Origin of the sequence: Lysinibacter cavernae (assembly GCF_011758565.1) — a bacterium.
GTDB classification, from domain to species: Bacteria; Actinomycetota; Actinomycetes; order Actinomycetales; family Microbacteriaceae; genus Lysinibacter; species Lysinibacter cavernae.
Map to the genome: position 1 here is coordinate 251,432 of NZ_JAAMOX010000002.1, position 18,905 is coordinate 270,336.

Here is an 18,905-nt window from a genome sequence, read left to right on the forward strand (position 1 = left end):
AGCTACTCGGCTTTACTCCGCCGAAGCGCAATATCAACTGCCGAGTGCAGCGCAGAGCCAAGAACCGAGCCAGGATGCTCGATCCCCATCTTTGCAAGCGAAGCGACGGCATCCGAAACCGCATCGGTGGCAGCAGCGGTGACCGCGCCAATGGTGCGCGCAAACGCCTCTCGGTCGGCCTCTGCAACAACAACCGGTTCCGCTCCCATCTCAACCGCAAGGGCTTGCGCGATCGGAAGAACAGGCGCGGGCGCTGTGACGATGCAGTAGCTTTCGGCGAGTCTGGCGAGATCAAGCGTCGTCCCGGTAAAGACAATGGCAGGATGCACGGCGAGGGGAATCACGCCGGCCGCCATGGCAGGAGCTAGGACACCCGTGCCGTATGCTGCCGCGGTATGCAGCACCAGCTGGCCTGGTTGCCAGACCTTCAGCGTCGCTAAGCCCTCAACGAGTTGTTTCAGCTCTGCGGTAGGAACAGCCAAGATGACAAGTTCGCTACGTTCGATGATCTGCTCGACCGACAAGACAGGGACCCCTGGGAGCATCGCTTCTGCACGCTCAAGGCTGCGATCCGAGACTGCAGAAATACCCACGAGCGCATGGCCAGCCCCTGCGAGGGCGGCTCCGAGCACTGGGCCAACGTGTCCCGCACCGATGATGCCAACGCCGAGGCGACCGCTGCGGCCATCAGATGAGTTCAATTACCGGGCCTCATCGTCTCGCAGCCCCGCAGCAACAACGGCCGCGGTGAGCTCTTCAAACGTTCCAAGCGCTTGGTCCCGGTCGAGTCCGGCGATGCCGGTCAGAACAGGGCCAAGAACGGTTTGCGGTTGGACCGTTGCGATCTTGGCTTGACGCCCAACCCAGCCCTGCCGAAGTGAAACGCTCTGCACTCTCGCGAGCGGGATGATTACCAGGCGACGCCACACGGCTCCCCCGCGGAAAAGCAACTCGTTCTCACCGATTCGGTAGCCCTGCCGCTGACGGCCGAAGCCAAGACGGATCCAAGCCCGTTTTGGTACGCCGCGGAATCCAAACTGAGACTTCTTGCCGATCAGCGCAAAGTCGACAAGCTCTTCGGCGATCGGCGCGTTGGGCAGCAAGACCGCCAGCACGCGGTGCACGTCAGCCCGTTTGCCAACAGGAAGCATCGTATTTGTTGCCTGCTGTTGCGACTGCTCTGAGACCGAGTCACCCGCCTTATTGATTCGGATGGTCCACCATCCGAACGGGCGCCACAGAAGCGGCTGGTACACCTCAATCGCATGGATGCGGCCGGGCGGGATTGTGTCGTTGGTGGTTGACAGCAGGCCCTGCCCAACTCGTACTCCATCTAGCGTGAGCGCAATGCTGAACTGCAGGAGGCGCATGACCCGCGAAACCAGCACACCAATCATCGCGATCCCAAAGGGGATGAGGCCAAACGCAATGAAGCCTTCGCCCCGCACAGCCATCACAATTACAAAGGCGACAACCAAGATGGAGATGACGGTGCCAAGCCCAACGATGCGCGACATGACCAAACGGACCGGGGGAATACGAACGACCGACGTTGGCTCGACCAGCAGGCTTTCGTCAAGCTCAGGGGTAAGAAACTCGCCAAGGCGCTGCGAGACGATGCCGTGTGGCTGATTGGCTGCCGGAAGTGGAACTCCATCGGGGCCAAGCAGTGCCGGAGCGGCCGCGGGGGTTGGCACGGATGCCGGCTGCGCCCCCGGAGTTGTTCCGGCTTTGCGATGCGCAGCGAGGGAGAGAATCTCGCGACGAAGTTCGTCTGCGGTTGAACTGCGCAGGTAGCTCAGCTCAACGTTGGAGTCCTGGCCAGCGGTGGAAATCTTGAGCTGCGCCGCACCAAACAACCTGGCGAGCCACTGACGGTTGACGTTCACACCCTGTACCCGATCGAGGCGAGCCTGGCGGCTTGTGCGGAACACAATGCCGCTTCGGACCTCAACGGCTTCGTGGGTGATGCGGTAGCTGTGCCTGCGCCACGACAGATAGGAAAAGCCAATGATGGCCGCGATAACGAGTACAACGACGACCGACGCGACAACCCAGATGCCGAACGTTTCAACAATGTCACGAATGAAGGGCGGGAAGCGTGAGGTGTCGCTCGCGCCAAACTCGTCCCACTCGTTGCCACCACCAACGACCAACGAAACGATCCAGTCGCGCGCGTTCGCAATGATGATACCGAGCACAATGACAAGCGCGAGTCCGCCGCGAAGGAACGGCGTTGCCGGGTGGAGGCGGTGCCATTCACCGTCGGCCGTAGCGATTGGGGAAGGCGCGGGCAGTTGGGGAGCCGGATGCTGGAATCCGGGTTGCTGGGGGTCTGGCAACTGGGTCACAGTCCGGACCGCCGCGTCTCAGCAACCGCGATGAGGTGGTCTCGAAGCGATTCCGCGGTCTCGAACTTGAGCCCAGGAAGGGTCACCCCGGTTGCCGCGGCCGCCGTCACAAATTTGAGTTCGGCCAGACCAAGGGCGCGAACGATGGGGCCCCTGTTGATGTCAACGATCTGCATGCGACCGTATGGCACAGCCACGATGCGCTGGGAGAAGATACCCCGGCGAAAGAGGAAGTCGTCTGCGCGTAGCTGGTACCCGATCGCACGCACGCGACGGGGCGTGATCGCACAGGCAACGATGCCAACGACCGCGACGGCGATGGGAAGTAGTGTCTGCCAGATTCCCCACCCGGCGTCAAGAATGAGCGGCAGCAGCGAGACCACAACCAACACCGCCCAGCCGATGAGGTTGCTAATGAGTTCAACAACAACGTATCGACCGGAAACGCGCTGCCAGCCTTGCGAAACAGGAAGGTTCAGACCCCTCGAGATAGCCCGCGGTTGCGGAACTGCTGATGGGGCTGGATCACCGAGCGGTTGGGGGGCTGGCAGATGATCGGTCATAGTCGTGTCTTTCGGATCACACCCGATTACGCGGGCTGGTCGATAGTCTCAGTTGTTTCGTCATCGTCGGTCGGTGGCAACACACACAGGTGCTCAACGACGAGTCCGGCAATCAGCAGGATGATACCCCCGACAGCAGTCGCGATAACGGATACCCAAGAGTCTATCGGTGGTGAAATTGTTCGTGTGAAGAGGTAGAACAGAACGCCGGTACCGAGGCCAGCAAATAGGCCGCCCGCAAGCGCTGAAGCTTTCGCCGCCGCAACGACACGAACGGCCGAAAACGGGTTAATCGGCTTCTTGGATTTGCCAACGAGGCTGCGCCGAATGGGGATTGCCACAAGCACAAGGATGAGCGCAAGGGTCGCAAGCGTAATCGGCAGGGACAGCGGCGGGATAACCATCGCGTTGCCGGCCGAGGAGAGCGCGAGCTCGCCAAGCAACCCGATGACGATCCCCGCCAGAATGCTGACGGTAACGGCGGTTGCGCTCGTGCGACGGATGCTCACGCTCGCCCACCGCCCCACGTTGGCTCTCGCCTGTGGGCGGCCGCCGGGTTCTCAAGGCGCGCAAGCACGTCGCTCACGCGACCGTGTCCCATGAGCACGGCATTGGGATCAAGGTCGAGCCACGGGCGAAGAACAAAGTCGCGCTCAAAGGCCCGAGGGTGAGGGATGGTGAGCCTGTCAGTTTTCACGACCCGACCGCCGTAGGTGATGATGTCGATGTCAAGCGTGCGGCTCCCCCAGCGCTCAACGCGGACCCGTCCGTGCTCTGCCTCGATGCGGTTCACAAGATCAAGCAGTTCGTCGGGGCTGAGGTCGGTCGTCACTACCGCAACCGCGTTGAGGTATGCGGGCGCATCGGGGTCGAGCCCGTCTTCGGTGAGAGCGACAGAGTCATGCAGCGGAGAAGGCTCTACCGAGTGAATTCCCGGAGCGGCCAGCAGATCGTCCCACGCAGCACGAATGGTCGTTTCTCGTTCGCCAAGGTTGCTTCCAAAAGCCAGCACACACGTCATGACCTGTTTCATCGCTGCCTCCGAACGATTGTGACCGCGACGTCTGCAAAGGGAACGGCGATGGGGGCATCCGGCTTGTGGACAACAACGCGAACGGCACGCGCCGCGTTCCACGCCAGAGCCGTCGCAGCAACACGCTCAGCGACGGTCTCAATGAGATCAACGGGGTCGCGCTCAACTGCCGCCACAACAGCTTCTGCGAGTTCGCCGTAGTGAATCGTCTGCGCAACATCGTCGCTGTTAGCCGCCGCGATCAGGTCTACGTCGACAACGAGGTCGATGATAAATCGTTGCCCGGCCTGACGCTCAAAATCGAAGACACCGTGATGAGCAAAACACTCGAGACCCGTGAGGGTTATTGTGTCACCTTCAAACAATCCCATGATTTCCTCCCTCGCTGCGGCTGGCGGTTCCATCATGAGTTCCATGCCGCAACGGTATCAAGTGCCGCACGGGTTTGCTCGACGTTGTGCACTCGAACGGCCCAGGCACCCTGTTGAGCCGAGAGCACACTCACGATAGCCGTTGGAAGATCTCTCTCCTCAACATCCGCGCCATCGGCCAGTAGATCGCCAAGAAATCGCTTTCGAGAAGCCCCAATCATGACCCGATAGCCGAGTTGCGCAAACTCGCTCTGCCGCCGCAAAAGCTGCCAGTTCTGGGTACCAATCTTTGAGAATCCAAGCCCCGGGTCGAGAACAAGTTGGGCATCCGAGATGCCGGCCTCTTTGGCCGCTCGCACACGCGCTTGAAGTTCGGAACGAACGTCGGCCACAACGTCACCGTAGTTGGCCCGCGCATCCATCTGTGTTGAGCCGTTGCGCCAGTGCCCAAGAATGTAGGTGAGCTCGGTGCCGGCCACGGTGTGCAGGATATCGGGGTCGGCGAGACCACCGGACACGTCGTTGATGATGGTGGCCCCGGCTGCGGCAGCCGACAGCGCGGTTGCCGCGTTGAGCGTGTCAATGCTCACCGCGATACCCTCTTTGCGAAGGGCAGAGATAACCGGAAGCACTCGATCTTGTTCTTCCTGGGCAGAGATTCGTTCCGCTCCTGGCCTGGTAGATTCTCCGCCGATGTCGAGGATGTCCGCACCCTGCGCACGGAGCGCAAGGCCGTGCTCAATTGCTCGTTCTGCACCGAAGTACCGTCCGCCGTCGCTAAACGAATCTGGCGTGACGTTCAGGATGCCCATAACGAGCGTCACTCTGCGCTCCTGCGCGATGAACTCCCAATGAGCGACATGATCTCTGCGCGCGCCGCTGGGTCAGCAAGTTTGCCCCTGCTGGCGACGCTCACGATGGTGCTGTTGAGCTGGCGGGGTCCCCGATCAGTGACGCAGCCGTGGGCAGCTTCGAGCACAACGAGTACACCGTGCGGGCGCAACGCCGACTCGATGCTTGTCGCTACCTGTTCGGTCAGCCGTTCCTGCACCTGCGGGCGGGAAGCGTAGTCACTCAGAAGTCTCGGCAACGCGCCTAACCCAACCACACGCTCGTTTGGCTGATACGCGATATGAGCAACGCCTTGGAACGGCAGCAGATGATGTTCACATACCGACCGGAACGTGAGGTCACGCATAAGCACAAGCTCGCCGGTGTCATCGCCTACCGGGATGCTGTCGACAAGATGCCGATCCGCATCTTCCCCAACACCAGAAAAGAAATCGGCGTAGGCCTCTGCCACCCTGGCTGGAGTGGTCTCCAGTCCAGGGCGGTCAAGGTCTTCACCGATTGCGGCCAATATTTCGCTGACCGCGGCTTCGATGCGAGCCTTATCGATGCGCGACTCGTTCACTCAGGTTCCCTACCCGTCTGACTCCGGAGCAGGTTCGCTCGCGCCCGGCGTTGTTGTGCCTTGGGTGTCAGTAGTGTTCGTTTCTTCGGTCGCGGATGCCGTCGCAACAGCTTCTTCGACGGAGGCATCGGTCTTGGCGATCGCTGGGATCTCAACGGGTGGCAAATCCGAGACGGGACGTCCCTCGCTCGACAACCACTGGGGACGCGGAGGAAGGCGCTTCACGTCTTTGAAGATCTCGGCCAACTGGTTGTGGTCGAGCGTCTCCTTCTCGAGGAGCTCCCTCGCAAGGCGGTCGAGCACATGACGGTTCTCGTTGAGCACCTGCCAGGCCTCGTTGTGCGCGTTCTCAATGATTGCGCGGATCTCGTGGTCTACCTTTTCGGCGAGGCCCTCGGAGTAGTCGCGTGACTGGCCAAAGTCGCCGAGGTAGGCGCCTCCGGTTGCGGTCCCAAGCATGACGGGGCCAAGCTCTGCGGTCATGCCGTATTCGGTGACCATCTTGCGGGCGGTTCCCGTTGCCTTTTCGATGTCGTTTGAGGCACCAGTAGTTGGGTCGTGGAAGACAATTTCTTCGGCAACGCGGCCACCCATGGCATACGCGATCTGGTCAAGCAGCTCGTTACGAGAGACCGAGTACTTGTCTTCGAGCGGAATCACCATGGTGTACCCAAGCGCGCGTCCACGAGGAAGGATCGTGACCTTCGTGACCGGGTCGGTGTTGTTCATCGAGGCGGCCACAAGTGCGTGCCCACCCTCGTGGTACGCCGTCACCAGCTTCTCTTTGTCCTTCATCAGACGCGTGCGGCGCTGAGGGCCAGCAATGACTCGGTCGATAGCTTCGTCAAGGGCGCGGTTGTCAATGAGCTGCGCGTTCGAACGGGCCGTCAAGAGCGCGGCCTCGTTGAGGACGTTGGCAAGGTCGGCACCGGTGAAGCCCGGCGTCTTGCGGGCAACAACATCGAGGTCAACGTTCTCAGCGAGCGGCTTGCCCTTCGAGTGCACCTCAAGGATCTGGCGTCGGCCGATCATATCGGGAGCATCCACGCCAATCTGGCGGTCAAAGCGACCAGGGCGAAGGAGCGCAGGGTCGAGCATGTCTGGCCGGTTGGTCGCTGCGATGAGGATGACGTTGGTCTTCACGTCGAAGCCGTCCATCTCAACCAGCAGCTGGTTGAGCGTCTGTTCGCGCTCGTCGTGTCCACCGCCCATGCCCTGCCCGCGGCGTTGACCAACGGCGTCGATCTCGTCAACAAAGATGATGGCTGGCGAGTTTTGCTTTGCCTGCTCAAAGAGGTCGCGGACGCGGCTCGCGCCAACGCCAACAAACATCTCGACAAAGTCTGAACCAGAAATTGAGTAGAACGGCACGCCGGCCTCGCCTGCAACCGCGCGGGCAAGCAGCGTTTTACCCGTTCCTGGAGGGCCGTACAGCAGAACGCCCTTCGGGATTCGCGCCCCGACGGCGAGGAAGCGCGCTGGCTCTTGCAAAAACTCTTTGATCTCGTGCAGCTCTTCGATGGCTTCGTCTGCGCCAGCGACATCAGCGAAGGTCACCTGCGGGGTCTCCTTCGAGACGAGCTTGGCCTTCGACTTTCCAAACTGCATGACCTTGTTGCCGCCACCCTGCATGCTCGACAGCATCCACCAGAAGAACAATCCGATGAGGAGCAGCGGAAGAATGAAACCGAGTACCGAGAGCCACGCATTCGGCTGGGGAACGTCGTCGGTAAAGCCCTTTTTCGGGTCGGCGTTATTCACGGCTTCGACAACTGCGTCGCCACGAGGCGTCACGTAGTAGAAGTACACCTCTTTGCCGTCTTCTTTGTCGGCCTTAGAGAGCACAAGGTTGACCCGCTGCTCACCGTCGATAATCTCAGCAGATTCGACTTTGCCCTGTTTCAGGTATTCAAGACCGTCTTGTGTCTTGATCTCCTTTGCGCCACCGCCAGAGATCAGACTCCAACCAAGCAGCACCACGATGGGGGCAATGATGATGTAGATGAGTGGACCGCGAAAAATCTTCTTCGAACGGTTAGTCTTCTCAGCCAATCGGGGCACCTTTCTGGATGCGCTCAACACACCGACACTTCGGGCGGTCTACAGGACAGATTACAGAGTTTTTTCTGAGCGTCTGTCGGGTTTCTGCCCTCGGCGTAATGAACGGGGCGGTGGCAGGCCTCAACAGCCCACCACCGCCCCGGTTCGATACAGGTAATTACTTCTTGAGGACTCGCATTGACGCGTCTTCGGTGTTCATGATCACGATGCGGTCGCCGACCTGGGCAACGGCATCGCCGTCGTCAAGATCCATTGACCACATTTCGCCCTCGTCGCTCGCCTTGAACCCGGTGAGCGTGTCGCTGTCGGACAGGTAGAACGTGTCAGAGCCGAGGATCGGGGCAGACCCGAATGATCCGGAATCCGAATCGTCAATTCCCGACTTGAACGAGAACTTCTCGTCATCAGGGTTCGCGTAGCCGACAACCTTCTTGCCATCAATCACAACCAGCAGGCCGTTCAGGATGCCAACAACGCCGTCTGACTTGACCTCGTCTTTCCACTCTTCCGAACCGTTAGAGAGGTTGATGCGGACCGTTTCGAACTCGCCCTTTTTGTTGTACGTCATGAGTACGGCGAAGTCTTCGGTTCCCGTGACATAGCTGCCCTTGAGCGCGTCGTCCCACATGGACTTGTCGTTCTTGACGTCCCATCGCTCAATGTTGTAGGTCGTGTCAGTCGACGACTTCGCTTCGGTGCGGAAGACGATGTCGGTTCCGGCAAGGCCACGGTAGGAGACCTCGTCGTCCATGTCAGAGCCGAACGGAGCCTTCTTGCCGTCGGACAGGTTCACAACCTTGTCGTCAAGGGCTACGTAGTCGTCACCAATCTTGACTGGGAACGAGTACTTGCTGTCAAGATCTTCGGACCAGACGGTGTCAGAGTCAAGATCATCAGCGTCGTAGGCAAGGAATTCATCAGCCGACGTGACAAGCACGCGAGAGTCAGTCACAACCGAGATCGCCGAAGCGGCACCGTCGATGTCAGCCTTTGACGAGACATCGCCCTTCTTGGCGCTGAGCGCGAGCAGAGTCGACTCGTCATCCGCAACCGAGTAGGTGAGCACAAAAACGCTGTTTGAACCCGGCAGAGCTGCAGCTGAGACAACCTGTGCGTCATCGTGGCCAGAGGCATCTCCGACGTTGACGTTCCAGTCTTCGTCACCCGAGTCGAGGTTTGCCGAGGCAATGGAACCAGCGGTTGCTTCGTCCGACTTCTTGCTGTCGGAATCCTTCGAGTCTTTGTCCTTGCTGTCCGAGTCCTTCGAGCTGGAGCCGGATGGCTTCTTCTCAGCCAGGAAACCAAACTCGAGGCCGCTCGAACCGTCGTAGAAGCCATCCCAGTATCCGGTGAGCTCCATGTAACGGTCATACGTGCCGTTGGTCTCAAGCCACGAGTAGTAGTCAGACTCGCCCGTCGCAAGGAACTTCTCGCCGTCGGCGAATCCGTCGGCGTAGTCCTCGTCATAGCCTTCGTACCAACGCGATTCTGACTCGTAGTCGCCGAGGTCAAGGTCGTCGAGGTCGTAATCGTCAAGCCCAAGGTCGCTGAGGTCGTAATCGCTGCCACCGGCGGCCGATGTGTTCCAGAGCAGAACCGAGCCGTCAATCGCTGACGGCGAGTATCCGGATGCGGTGAAGTCGTCACCGTCGTCTGGCCAGCTCAGGTCTGGTCCTTCTTTTGGCTCGTTGTAGAGGTCAACCACAGCGCCACTGGCTGAAGCGGCTGAGCCACCAAAGAGGTTAGGCAATACGAGGATGCAGATGGCGACGATGGCCGCGATAACGACGGCTCCACCGGCACTCAGGCCAATAATGAGGCCCTTCTTCGATTTCTTTGCCGGCTGCTCGGGTGCTCCACCGGGCGTCCCCTGGTAGGCGGCGCCACCATAGTTTCCTGCTGGAGGGCCCTGGTATCCGCCAGCCTGAGGTGCCGTTGCGTATGAGGGGGCTCCTCCTGGCGCAACTGGGGTGGTCGGCGCGGTTGGCGCCGCGTTATAGGTGGGCGTCGCAGGGACCGCTGGCGTCTCAGGAACGCTCGGCGCTGCTTGCGAGCGGGCCGCGAGGGCAGCGTTGATTTCGGGAACGTTCAGCTGTCCGAGCCAGGTGAGCAGGTCGGGGTAAGCGTTGGGGTGGGCGGCAACAAGGTGACGGAGCTGCGGAAAGTTTTGTGCGTACTGCGCGAGGTCCGCCGGACTGGTCTGAGCGTTCGCAAGCGCGGCTCTCGCTGCTGCCTCACTGTCGGGTCCGGTGCCCCCGGGAGCCTGTTCAAAGCCATTCATAGTGTTATTTGCCTAATCCTTATTTTGCGTTGTTCTACATACGAATATCCGCTCATGATGAACAGATAGGCCCCACCCGCCACGACTACGGTAACGCAGTTCGCAGTCCGATTCACAATAATTGATGCCTGGAACAACAATTAAGTGCGCGATTATTCCCGCGGTGAGCCTTCGCGGTCGAGTTACTTACTACTCGTAAATATGCTTGGCGAGCACAGCAACATCTTTGAGGTTGCGGTAGCGCTCGGCGAAATCGAGGCCATAGCCAACAACAAAATCATTCGGGATATCAAACCCGATGTACTTCACATCGACCTCAACCTTTGCCGCGTCTGGCTTGCGGAGCATCGCACAAATCTCAACAGACGCAGCGCCACGAGCCTCAAGGTTTTCGCGCAACCACGACAGCGTCAGGCCAGAGTCGATGATGTCCTCGACGATGAGTACGTGACGACCGTGAAGATCGCTATCCAGATCCTTCAAGATACGAACAACACCGCTCGATTTCGTGCCGGCACCATACGAGCTCACCGCCATCCAGTCCATCTCAACGTGAATCCGGAGCTCACGCGCGAGATCCGCCATGACCATTACGGCACCCTTCAAGACGCCAACAAGCAGGGGCGGCTTTGCGTCAGGCTCCACAGCATCGGCGTAGTCAGCCTCGATCTGGCGTGCAAGCTCTGCCGTCTTGCTGGCCAGCTGCTCCTCGGTCACAAGAATCGCGGCGAGGTCGTCTGAGATATGCGATGAATCCATCATTCACTTTCGGTTTGTGCATGGCCAGCCTGTAGGCGGCTTTGCAGCTGTGGTGGTCCAGTTACGTTGATACCACCACGGGTTGTGATGGCAACGGTGGCGGTCAGTTTGTTATTCGGAGGCAGATTCAGAATCCGCAGATGAGAAGACAATCCACTTGCCCTCACGTACAACCCTAATACCGGGAAGGTGAAGGGCTTTCTGTCCGTGCCAATCAGTGACAAGAGAGGCGACAGCCAAGGTATGAGAACGACTGAGCGAAACGCCAAACTCCGAGCGAACAACATAGCGAATAATGCGTTGTCGGAGCGCGGCCGGATTTGCCTCGAGCGCGCCAACAGAAACAGCGATGCCTGCCTCAGCGGGTTCCACGATTTCCTCGATGAACTCGTCAATCATCTGCTGGAACGCTTCATCATCCTCCCTGAGCTGTTCGGCAGTCCGCGCGAGCGCTTCAGCAACTCCCGGACCAATTTCTGCTTCCAGCTTGGGCAGTACTTTCGCTCGCACACGAACCCGACGGTACGAGGGGTCATCGTTGTGCGGGTCATTCCAAAATTCCACATGGCTGTCTGCACAGCACTGTTCTGTATCTGCTCGGCGGAGTCCGAGGAACGGGCGGGCGAACCGCGTGCCAACCGCATCAACCGATTCAGGCGCCATCCCTGACAGGCTGGCCGCGCCAGAGCCCCTCGCAAGACCAAGCAGCACCGTCTCAGCTTGATCGTCAAGGGTATGTCCGAGCAGCACCCCACGAGCGCCGGTCTCCCGAACCGCCTCTGCGAAGGCGGCGTAGCGCGCATCCCTTGCCGCAGCTTCGGGGCCACCCTCAGCGCCAACCACTACCCGACGGATAAGCACTGGATGCAGTCCAAACTCGCGCGCTTTGGCGGCCGCGTTGGCTGCCACGGCTTCTGAGCCCTCCTGCAGCCCGTGGTCAACGATGACGGCGCCGGCACGCAGCCCAAGCTGGTGAGCTTCAAACGCGGTAGCCAACGCAAGGGCGAGTGAATCCGCGCCGCCGCTCAGGCCAACAAGCACGTCAGCCGAGGCCCCTTCCCCCGCCAGATCGTCGCACCAGGAGCCGAGGACAACGCGGACCGCTGACCGCGCCTCGGCAATAGCCGGCGTGAGTTTTGGGGCCTTTGGAGGCCTGCCTCCGCGAGGCACTTCGGCGGAAACTGGAGTGGGAGGTGTTGGCATGCAACAAGGCTACCTGTCCGCCAGAATCCAGGCAGCATGCGAGATGATCTACTACTCTTGGATGCGGTGCAGGCGCAACTTCGCGCAATCATGCGCACACAGCTTTACCACCACGACCAATTCATCAACAAAAGGAGCCGCCACCCATGGCCGCATATGATGCCGTTGTCGAGATCCCGAAGGGGAGCCGCAACAAGTACGAAATCGACCACGAAACCGGACGCGTCTACCTTGACCGCGTACTGTTCACCGCATTTGTGTACCCCACAGACTACGGATACTTCGAAAACACGCTTGGCCTCGACGGCGACCCCGTTGATGTACTGGTCCTCCTCGAGTACCCCGTCTACCCCGGTGTTGGTGTCAAGGTTCGCCCCGTTGGCGTCTTGAACATGAGCGACGAGGCCGGAAACGACGCCAAGGTTATCGCGGTCCCCCACAAGGATCCACGCTGGAGCCACATCCAGGACATCAACGATGTTCCGGAGCAGACTCGGAAAGAAATCGAGCACTTCTTCACTCGTTACAAGGACCTGGAGCCTGGCAAATGGGTCAAGATCGACGGCTGGGGCGATGCCGCGGAGGCCACGCAGATCGTTGAGGACGGATTCGTTCGCCTCAAGGAGGAAGGCCACTAAGCCTCCCGAACGCAGCACGCAAAAAACCGCCCCACGTCGCGTGGGGCGGTTTTTTGTATGTTGCGCTACGGTCGCCCTAAAGCGGCAGTCCCAGGTTAGCCATGAAAGGCTCGGGGTCTACGAAGCTGCCGTTCACCAAGACCTCGTAGTGCAGGTGGCAACCGGAGGCGTTGCCGGTCTGGCCGGTGCCGGCGATAACCGTTCCAGCTTGCACCTGTTGACCGTAGCCAACGTAGATGCCGCCCTCCATGATGTGCGCGTAACGCGTGCTGATACCGTTGCCGTGGTCGATGTAGACCATGTAGCCACCGCCGCCATATGCCCAGCCAGCGTAGGTCACGGTTCCAGCCGACGCGGCGTAGATAGGCGCGCCGCAACCGGCTGCGAGGTCTGTTCCCGTGTGCGTGACGCCAGAGCAGTATCCGTTGTTACAGACGGTGCCACGTCCGCCGTATCCCGAACTCACGTACCCGTTGCTCGGCCTGGTCCAACCGCCTGCTGATGGAGGAGGAGTGACCACAACACCGCCGCCACCGCCGGAGTTTCCACCGCCGCCGCCACCGCCGTTTTGGGCCTGTTGCTCACGCCAAATACGGGCTTGCTCGGCAAGTTGAGCCTGGTATGCGGCCTCAGCCGCGATGCGAGCCTCTTCTTCTTGACGCAGACGCTCTTCGTAGCCGGCAACCGTGGTGGCCGTGGTGTCTTTCAGCGCGGCGAGTTGCGCTTGCAGCACACCCTCTTGCTCTTTTTGACTCGTCAGTTTGTTCTGTGATTCCTGGGCAGCGGTCGCCGCCGCCTGCATAGCCGTCTCGGCCTCAGCGCGCAGCGATTCGCGTTCGTTCTTTGCCGACTCAGCCTGCTCGCCGAGCGAAGCCGCGTTATTCGCGGCCTGGTTCGCCTCGTTGTACAGGTTAGTGTTGCGCTCGGTCGCCTTGCTCATCATGCTCATCTTCGAGAGCAAGCCGTCGGCGGCAGAGGCATCCTGATCGAGCAACAGCTCGAGGGTGCCGTCAGTTCCGTTGTTGCGGTACATCTGGGCGGCGAGGACGCCGGCCTGGTCTGAGGCCTCAGTTGCGGCAACTTCACTTTCGCTAGCTTCTTGTTCAAGCGCCTGGAATCGTGAATCGGCCTCAACGAATTTGGTCTCAGCCTCCGAATAAATGAGTGCAGTGCGCTCTGCCTCAGTTTGAGTCGCTTTGACTTCGTCTTGCAGCGTGATGATGAGATTCTCGATCTCGGTCACCTTATTGGAGGTCGCTGCCTCGTCATTCTTCGCTTTCTGGACATCATCCCAAGTAGGAAGATCAACCGCGTATGCGGGCGCTGTTGTTGCGTTTGCAACCAGCGCCGTGGCAAGTACTCCGCCAACCAGCGCGAGCGCAATGGCGCGGCGAACGCCGAACCCCACTCGGCGCGGTGCCGTATCGTGCATTGCTGTCATGATCCCTCACTACCCATTTACTGCCACTGAAATGCCCCGTACGCATGGCAGTTAAGACTTTTGTACGCCCTCCACACTAACAAGCATGGCCGCGTACCCGGAAACAAAAGGTGGTCTCAGCGTGAATTTAATGAGAATCACGGCAAAAACGCACACAAAACGGTAGCCCAACACTACTCCTGAAAATTTCTTTTTCCCTGATAATTCCGTGTAAATGCCATCGAATGCGCGTGGCATCCCCGTCTCAATTTGATTATTGGAATAGTTTCATCGTAAGCTTGTGCCTCGGTAGTCATGGCGTTGAAAAGCGCTGAGGCCCCATCGTTTAGTGGCCTAGGACACCGCCCTTTCACGGCGGCAGCACGGGTTCGAATCCCGTTGGGGTCACGACTACCGATATAATTGCACAGTAACAAAGTATGGCCCTGTAGCGCAGTTGGTTAGCGCGCCGCCCTGTCACGGCGGAGGTCGCGGGTTCAAGTCCCGTCAGGGTCGCCATTGTGAAAGCCCTTCCCTCGGGAAGGGTTTTCACCTTGCAGGGCGTTTATTCGCTCTGGGCTCTGTAGCTCAGTTGGTAGAGCGTTCGACTGAAAATCGAAAGGTCACCGGATCGATGCCGGTCGGAGCCACTGTCCCCTTCCGTAGGCTTCTACTGGGGTTGGGGACTTTTTCGTTTAACGAGCATTTTTGACGCCTCCCACTGCTGTTGCAATCGAGGGCGGGAAATCCCACCTCAAATCGGCGACTTAGCGTGTTCTTCCCGCCGTCGATTTTCTCGTGCGCGTCGCAGTGGGGATTCGCCTCCTACCAGCCGGTTGCGCGTGTGTCGCGGTAAAAGACGACGGGCACTAGCCAGAAGGGTTTCGCCAGCAATAGAGTTTGCGTGAGGCCGCAACAGCAATGCTCCTTCCGCCGAACGGCCTGATCCCCCGACAGTCCAGCACCGTCAACCGGTCCAACTCGGGCCAGACGAAAGGGAAATCATGACAGATCCAACCGTTCACGGAGCATCCAGCAGCGGCAAGGCCGCGGCCAGCGCCCCTGTAGGAAAGCTCAAGGCCGTCCGCTGGGTCGGCATCCTCGCGATCGTTGCCGGCGCCCTCATGATTGTCACGGGTGGCGTGGTCTGGGGGGTAGTCAGCAGCCAACTGCGGGCCGAAGAGATCACGGTGAGCGACGACGCGGCGTTCCTCGCTGGCTCGCAAGTTGCCGGCCCATTCACCGCATATGCACAAGCAGAAGTCATCAACAAGCACGCACTCGCCATGACCGACGGCAAGACCTATGCCCAGCTCGACCAGGATGACCCGAAGCGGGCCGTGGTCATGAATGGCTCGTTCCTTCGGACGTCGCTCTTTACCTCGGTCGTCTCGTTTGGCGTTGCCGCGTTTGCGATTGGGGCCGGCCTCATTATTGGCCTCATCGGCTGGGCGCTCACCGTTGTGGCGGACCGGAGACGGTCAGCGGCGAGCTAGGCCCGTCTTAGCTACCCGATAGCTCAGAGTCCGCAGCACGCAGAACGGCAAGAGCCGCTTACGGCTATCACGGACGAGGCGTCAACAGAAACCGGATCAGTTGTCGCATCGGTTCAGCGTGGTCGGTCATCCGACCCAAGGTTCTCAACACGATCGTGCCAATGAGCACTTGGCCGAGTTGCTCGGTGGGGGTATCTGCGGGAAGTTCGCCCGCGTTCACCCCCGCCTGAACCCGCTGGGTCAGCGAGCGATCAACACCAAGGCTTGCACCAAGATGGTCGCCAACGGCAGCATCCTCAGCCGCGGCGGCAACAAGCGAGCGAAGGAGCTCATTGCCCTGGGGCGCGTTGAGGATGGCCAAAACGGTGTCGAGCCAGACCTCAACATCGGCGACAATGTCAGCGGTATGCGGCACGTCAAAGCTCAGGGGGAACAGTCGCCCCTCTGCGAGGCAATCTGCAATCAGCGCGCCCCGAGACGGCCACCACCGATAGATGGTCTGTTTTCCGACACCGGCCTCTTTGGCTATCCCCTCAATCGTGAGGCGATCATAGCCCTCCCGATGAAACTGGCGGGCCGTCGCTTCTAAGATCGCCTCTCGCGCGGCCGCGCTACGCACGGGTCCAGAACGGTGTTCTTTCATGCACCCAGGATAGCCACAGTTCCTAGACGAGACGTAGCGTATGATCTTCTTGTCGACTAAGGAGATCTTCTACATGGCCACACTGCTCTTCCGCCTGGGTTCGTTTGCTGCGCGTCGCGCGTGGGCAGTGATTGTGGCCTGGATCGTCATCCTCGGCCTCTCCGTCGGGGCCTACTTCGCGTTGGCCGGCGGGCTGTCAAATAGCTTCGACATCCCAGGCACGGCATCAGGTGAAGTCACCGACCAGTTAGCACAGAAACTCCCAACCACCGCGGGAGGCACGGGAACCGTCGTGTACCAAACCGATGACGGCTCGGCATTCACCGCCACACAGCGCGAGCAGATCTCTGCCGCAGCGACCAGCGCAGAAGACCTCGACGGCGTTGCCGCTGTTGTGGACCCGTTTGCCACCCAGCAGCAACAAATCGACGGGGCAGCGCAACTCGCTGACGGCCAGGCGCAGCTGGATGATGGCCGCACCCAGATCGAAGACGGTCAGGCTCAGCTCGATGCCGGGGCAGCGCAGCTCGAGGCCGCCCAAGAACAGCTCACAAGCGCACGGGGCCAAGCGGAAGCCGCCGGTGCGGACGCCGCCCAGCTCGCCCCAATTGACGCCCAACAAGAGCAACTTGATATACAGGTTGCCGCGTTGCAGGAACAGCAAGACACCATCGATACCTCACTCGCCGAGCTCGAAGCAAACGAGGATCAGCTCGCGCTCGGCTCACAGCTGCTGAGCCTGTCAGACGGCATCAGCGTTGTTTCGGCAGACGGTTCAACGGCCGTTGTCAACGTATCGTTTATCGACCCCCGCCTTGAGCTCTCCGAAGAGGTCAAGCAGGACACCATCTCGCATTTTCAGGATGTCTCAGTTGCTGGAACCACCGTCAGCTTTGGCACAGATATTGCCCAGGGTGTTCCTGAGATCTTCGGCGTCGGCGAAGCCATTGGGCTCGTGTTTGCAGCCGTCGTCCTCATCGTGATGCTTGGTTCCCTCGTCGCGGCATCACTGCCAATCGTGACCGCGATCGTCGGGGTCGGCGTTGGGGTCACGGCATCCCTTGCGTTCTCGGGAATCGTTGATATGGCATCCGTCACCCCGGTGCTCGGCGTCATGCTCGGGCTTGCCGTGGGAATCGACTACTCACTGTTTATCGTGAATCGCCATCGCAAACAATTGCTCGCCGGTGTGCCCGTTCGCGAGTCCATTGGTCTGGCGACGGGAACGTCAGGCACAGCCGTCGTGTTTGCCGGGTCAACCGTTGTGGTTGCCCTGCTTGCGCTGAACATCACTGGCGTCCCGTTCCTCGGCCTCATGGGCACCGTCGGCGCGGTCTGCGTTGCGGTCGCCGTGCTGGTAGCGATCACGCTCGCCCCCGCGATCCTCGGGCTTGTTGGCGAACGACTCCTTCGTCGAAACACTCGTGCGACCATCGGATCCGCAGACGCGGCAGCATCGCCGTCACGACGGGCGGCAAAACCTGTCACCGTCATGTCAAACACCCGCGCGGTTGTCACCGTGGTCGTTTCGGTCCTCGCGCTGCTCGTCGTCGCGATTCCGTCCCTATCGATGAGGCTCGGGCTCCCCGACGGTTCGAGTGAACCTGAGGGATCAACCAGCGCCCAAGCGTTCCAGACCGTGAACGAACAGTTTGGTGAAGGCGCCAACGGCCCGTTACTTGTGACCGCAACGCTGCCAAACGCAATCGATGCAGACGACCTGCTCGGCGTACAGGTTGAGGTGGCCCAGTCGATCGCCGACCTGGATGATGTGGCGGCAATTGCCCCCATCGCCGCTTCCGACGACAACACGCTGCTTGCGTTCCAAGTGCTGCCTCAGGAAGGCCCTAATAGCTCGTCAACCGAGCAGTTGGTTCAGGACATCCGCTCCCTCCCAAAGGTTGACGGCAACATCACCCTCGGGGTGGCAGGCCAAGCCGCCATCAACATCGACATCTCCGAGGCGCTGAGCGCAGTACTGCCGCTCTACCTCGTCGTCGTTGTCGGGCTGTCGCTGCTCATCATGATCGTGGTGTTCCGTTCGCTGCTGGTTCCGATCATCGCAACGGGAGGTTTTGTCCTCTCGCTCTTCGCGACCTACGGGCTCATCGTTGCGGTGTTCCAGATGGGCTGGGGTGCTGAACTCATCGGCCTGCACAGCACGGGGCCCATCCTGAGCTTCCTGCCAATCATCCTTGTTGGCATCCTGTTTGGGCTCGCAATGGATTACCAGCTCTTCCTCGCCTCAGGGATGCGGGAAGCCTTTGTCCACGGCTCACCGGCAAAGCTCGCGGTAGCTCAGGGGTTCCGAGCGGGTCGCTCCGTGGTGATCGCTGCAGCCCTCATCATGGTGTCGGTGTTTGGCGGCTTCATCTTCTCGGAGTCGACAATTATTCGGTCAATCGGGTTTGGGCTGGCGTTCGGAGTGCTCCTTGACGCGTTTGTTGTGCGCATGTTGCTCATGCCTGCGCTCATGCACCTGCTCGGACGTTCCGCCTGGTGGCTTCCTCGCTGGCTCGACCGGATCCTGCCAAACGTCGATATGGAGGGCGCCGCGCTCGAACGCGATCACCCCGGCGCACGAGTAGCCGAGGCAGAGCCGGCCGAACCCGATGCGGTCAAGGATGACGTGCCTGCACCCGTGTGAGGCCGGGGCAACACCCTCAGCTGGT

Annotated in this window: 17 protein-coding genes and 3 tRNA genes; 6 read left to right on the plus strand and 14 right to left on the minus strand. The window is 60.2% G+C overall.

Going from position 1 to position 18,905, the window contains the following annotated elements; all coding sequences use genetic code 11:
• Positions 1-2 precede the first annotated feature (2 nt).
• The 12 genes from FHX76_RS10650 to tilS form a co-directional block, all read right to left on the minus strand.
• Positions 3-701: an NAD(P)-binding domain-containing protein gene (locus FHX76_RS10650; RefSeq protein WP_167150673.1), complete on the minus strand. Its 699-nt coding sequence runs from the start codon at positions 699-701 to the stop codon at positions 3-5.
• On the minus strand, positions 702-2,351 hold the full coding sequence (locus tag FHX76_RS10655; RefSeq protein WP_167150674.1) for a PH domain-containing protein: 1,650 nt from the start codon (positions 2,349-2,351) through the stop codon (positions 702-704).
• Positions 2,348-2,914, minus strand: a complete 567-nt coding sequence (locus FHX76_RS10660) for a PH domain-containing protein (RefSeq protein ID WP_208402651.1) — start codon at positions 2,912-2,914, stop codon at positions 2,348-2,350. The genes FHX76_RS10655 and FHX76_RS10660 overlap by 4 nt, the downstream gene beginning before the upstream one ends.
• A 26-nt stretch (positions 2,915-2,940) precedes the next feature.
• Entirely contained in the window at positions 2,941-3,423 is a 483-nt protein-coding gene (locus FHX76_RS10665) for a DUF3180 family protein (protein WP_167150675.1), read from the minus strand.
• Positions 3,420-3,947 (minus strand): 2-amino-4-hydroxy-6-hydroxymethyldihydropteridine diphosphokinase, encoded by a 528-nt coding sequence (folK, locus tag FHX76_RS10670; RefSeq protein WP_167150676.1) that lies wholly within the window; start codon positions 3,945-3,947, stop codon positions 3,420-3,422. Before folK ends, FHX76_RS10665 begins: the two co-directional genes overlap by 4 nt.
• Positions 3,944-4,318: a dihydroneopterin aldolase gene (gene folB, locus FHX76_RS10675; protein ID WP_167150677.1), complete on the minus strand. Its 375-nt coding sequence runs from the start codon at positions 4,316-4,318 to the stop codon at positions 3,944-3,946. Before folB ends, folK begins: the two co-directional genes overlap by 4 nt.
• A gap of 32 nt (positions 4,319-4,350) precedes the next feature.
• On the minus strand, positions 4,351-5,142 hold the full coding sequence (gene folP, locus FHX76_RS10680) for a dihydropteroate synthase (RefSeq protein ID WP_167150678.1): 792 nt from the start codon (positions 5,140-5,142) through the stop codon (positions 4,351-4,353).
• Positions 5,139-5,732, minus strand: a complete 594-nt coding sequence (gene folE, locus FHX76_RS10685) for a GTP cyclohydrolase I FolE (RefSeq protein WP_341777928.1) — start codon at positions 5,730-5,732, stop codon at positions 5,139-5,141. The genes folP and folE overlap by 4 nt, the downstream gene beginning before the upstream one ends.
• A 9-nt stretch (positions 5,733-5,741) precedes the next feature.
• On the minus strand, positions 5,742-7,784 hold the full coding sequence (gene ftsH, locus FHX76_RS10690) for an ATP-dependent zinc metalloprotease FtsH (RefSeq protein WP_167150679.1): 2,043 nt from the start codon (positions 7,782-7,784) through the stop codon (positions 5,742-5,744).
• 166 nt (positions 7,785-7,950) lie between these two features.
• Positions 7,951-10,074 carry a variant leucine-rich repeat-containing protein gene (locus FHX76_RS10695; RefSeq protein ID WP_167150680.1) on the minus strand — a complete coding sequence of 708 codons (2,124 nt, stop codon included), beginning with the start codon at positions 10,072-10,074 and terminating at the stop codon, positions 7,951-7,953.
• A 189-nt stretch (positions 10,075-10,263) separates the two neighbouring features.
• On the minus strand, positions 10,264-10,833 hold the full coding sequence (gene hpt / locus FHX76_RS10700; RefSeq protein ID WP_167151653.1) for a hypoxanthine phosphoribosyltransferase: 570 nt from the start codon (positions 10,831-10,833) through the stop codon (positions 10,264-10,266).
• A gap of 111 nt (positions 10,834-10,944) precedes the next feature.
• On the minus strand, positions 10,945-12,036 hold the full coding sequence (tilS, locus tag FHX76_RS10705; protein WP_167150681.1) for a tRNA lysidine(34) synthetase TilS: 1,092 nt from the start codon (positions 12,034-12,036) through the stop codon (positions 10,945-10,947).
• Positions 12,037-12,182: 146 nt separating this feature from the next.
• On the opposite strand from tilS, the gene ppa reads away from it, so the two are divergent.
• A complete protein-coding gene (ppa, locus tag FHX76_RS10710) occupies positions 12,183-12,674 on the plus strand; it encodes an inorganic diphosphatase (RefSeq protein ID WP_167150682.1) in 492 nt (163 codons plus the stop codon).
• Positions 12,675-12,750: 76 nt separating this feature from the next.
• Here the strand turns inward: ppa and FHX76_RS10715 are convergent, their stop codons facing one another.
• On the minus strand, positions 12,751-14,115 hold the full coding sequence (locus FHX76_RS10715; RefSeq protein WP_167150683.1) for a M23 family metallopeptidase: 1,365 nt from the start codon (positions 14,113-14,115) through the stop codon (positions 12,751-12,753).
• A 314-nt stretch (positions 14,116-14,429) separates the two neighbouring features.
• Here FHX76_RS10715 and FHX76_RS10720 point away from each other — a divergent pair.
• From FHX76_RS10720 to FHX76_RS10735, 4 genes are all read left to right on the plus strand, one after another.
• Positions 14,430-14,502: transfer RNA gene (locus FHX76_RS10720), tRNA-Glu, on the plus strand.
• 34 nt (positions 14,503-14,536) lie between these two features.
• A tRNA-Asp gene (locus FHX76_RS10725) sits at positions 14,537-14,613 on the plus strand.
• A gap of 58 nt (positions 14,614-14,671) precedes the next feature.
• Positions 14,672-14,744, plus strand: a tRNA-Phe gene (locus FHX76_RS10730).
• A 354-nt stretch (positions 14,745-15,098) separates the two neighbouring features.
• A complete protein-coding gene (locus FHX76_RS10735) occupies positions 15,099-15,590 on the plus strand; it encodes an aromatic ring-opening dioxygenase LigA (protein ID WP_243848776.1) in 492 nt (163 codons plus the stop codon).
• Positions 15,591-15,657: 67 nt separating this feature from the next.
• Here the strand turns inward: FHX76_RS10735 and FHX76_RS10740 are convergent, their stop codons facing one another.
• Positions 15,658-16,233, minus strand: coding sequence for a TetR/AcrR family transcriptional regulator (locus tag FHX76_RS10740; RefSeq protein WP_167150684.1), 576 nt, complete (start codon positions 16,231-16,233; stop codon positions 15,658-15,660).
• Positions 16,234-16,306: 73 nt separating this feature from the next.
• Here FHX76_RS10740 and FHX76_RS10745 point away from each other — a divergent pair, with 73 nt between their 5' ends.
• Positions 16,307-18,880: an MMPL family transporter gene (locus FHX76_RS10745; RefSeq protein ID WP_167150685.1), complete on the plus strand. Its 2,574-nt coding sequence runs from the start codon at positions 16,307-16,309 to the stop codon at positions 18,878-18,880.
• Positions 18,881-18,905: the final 25 nt, after the last annotated feature.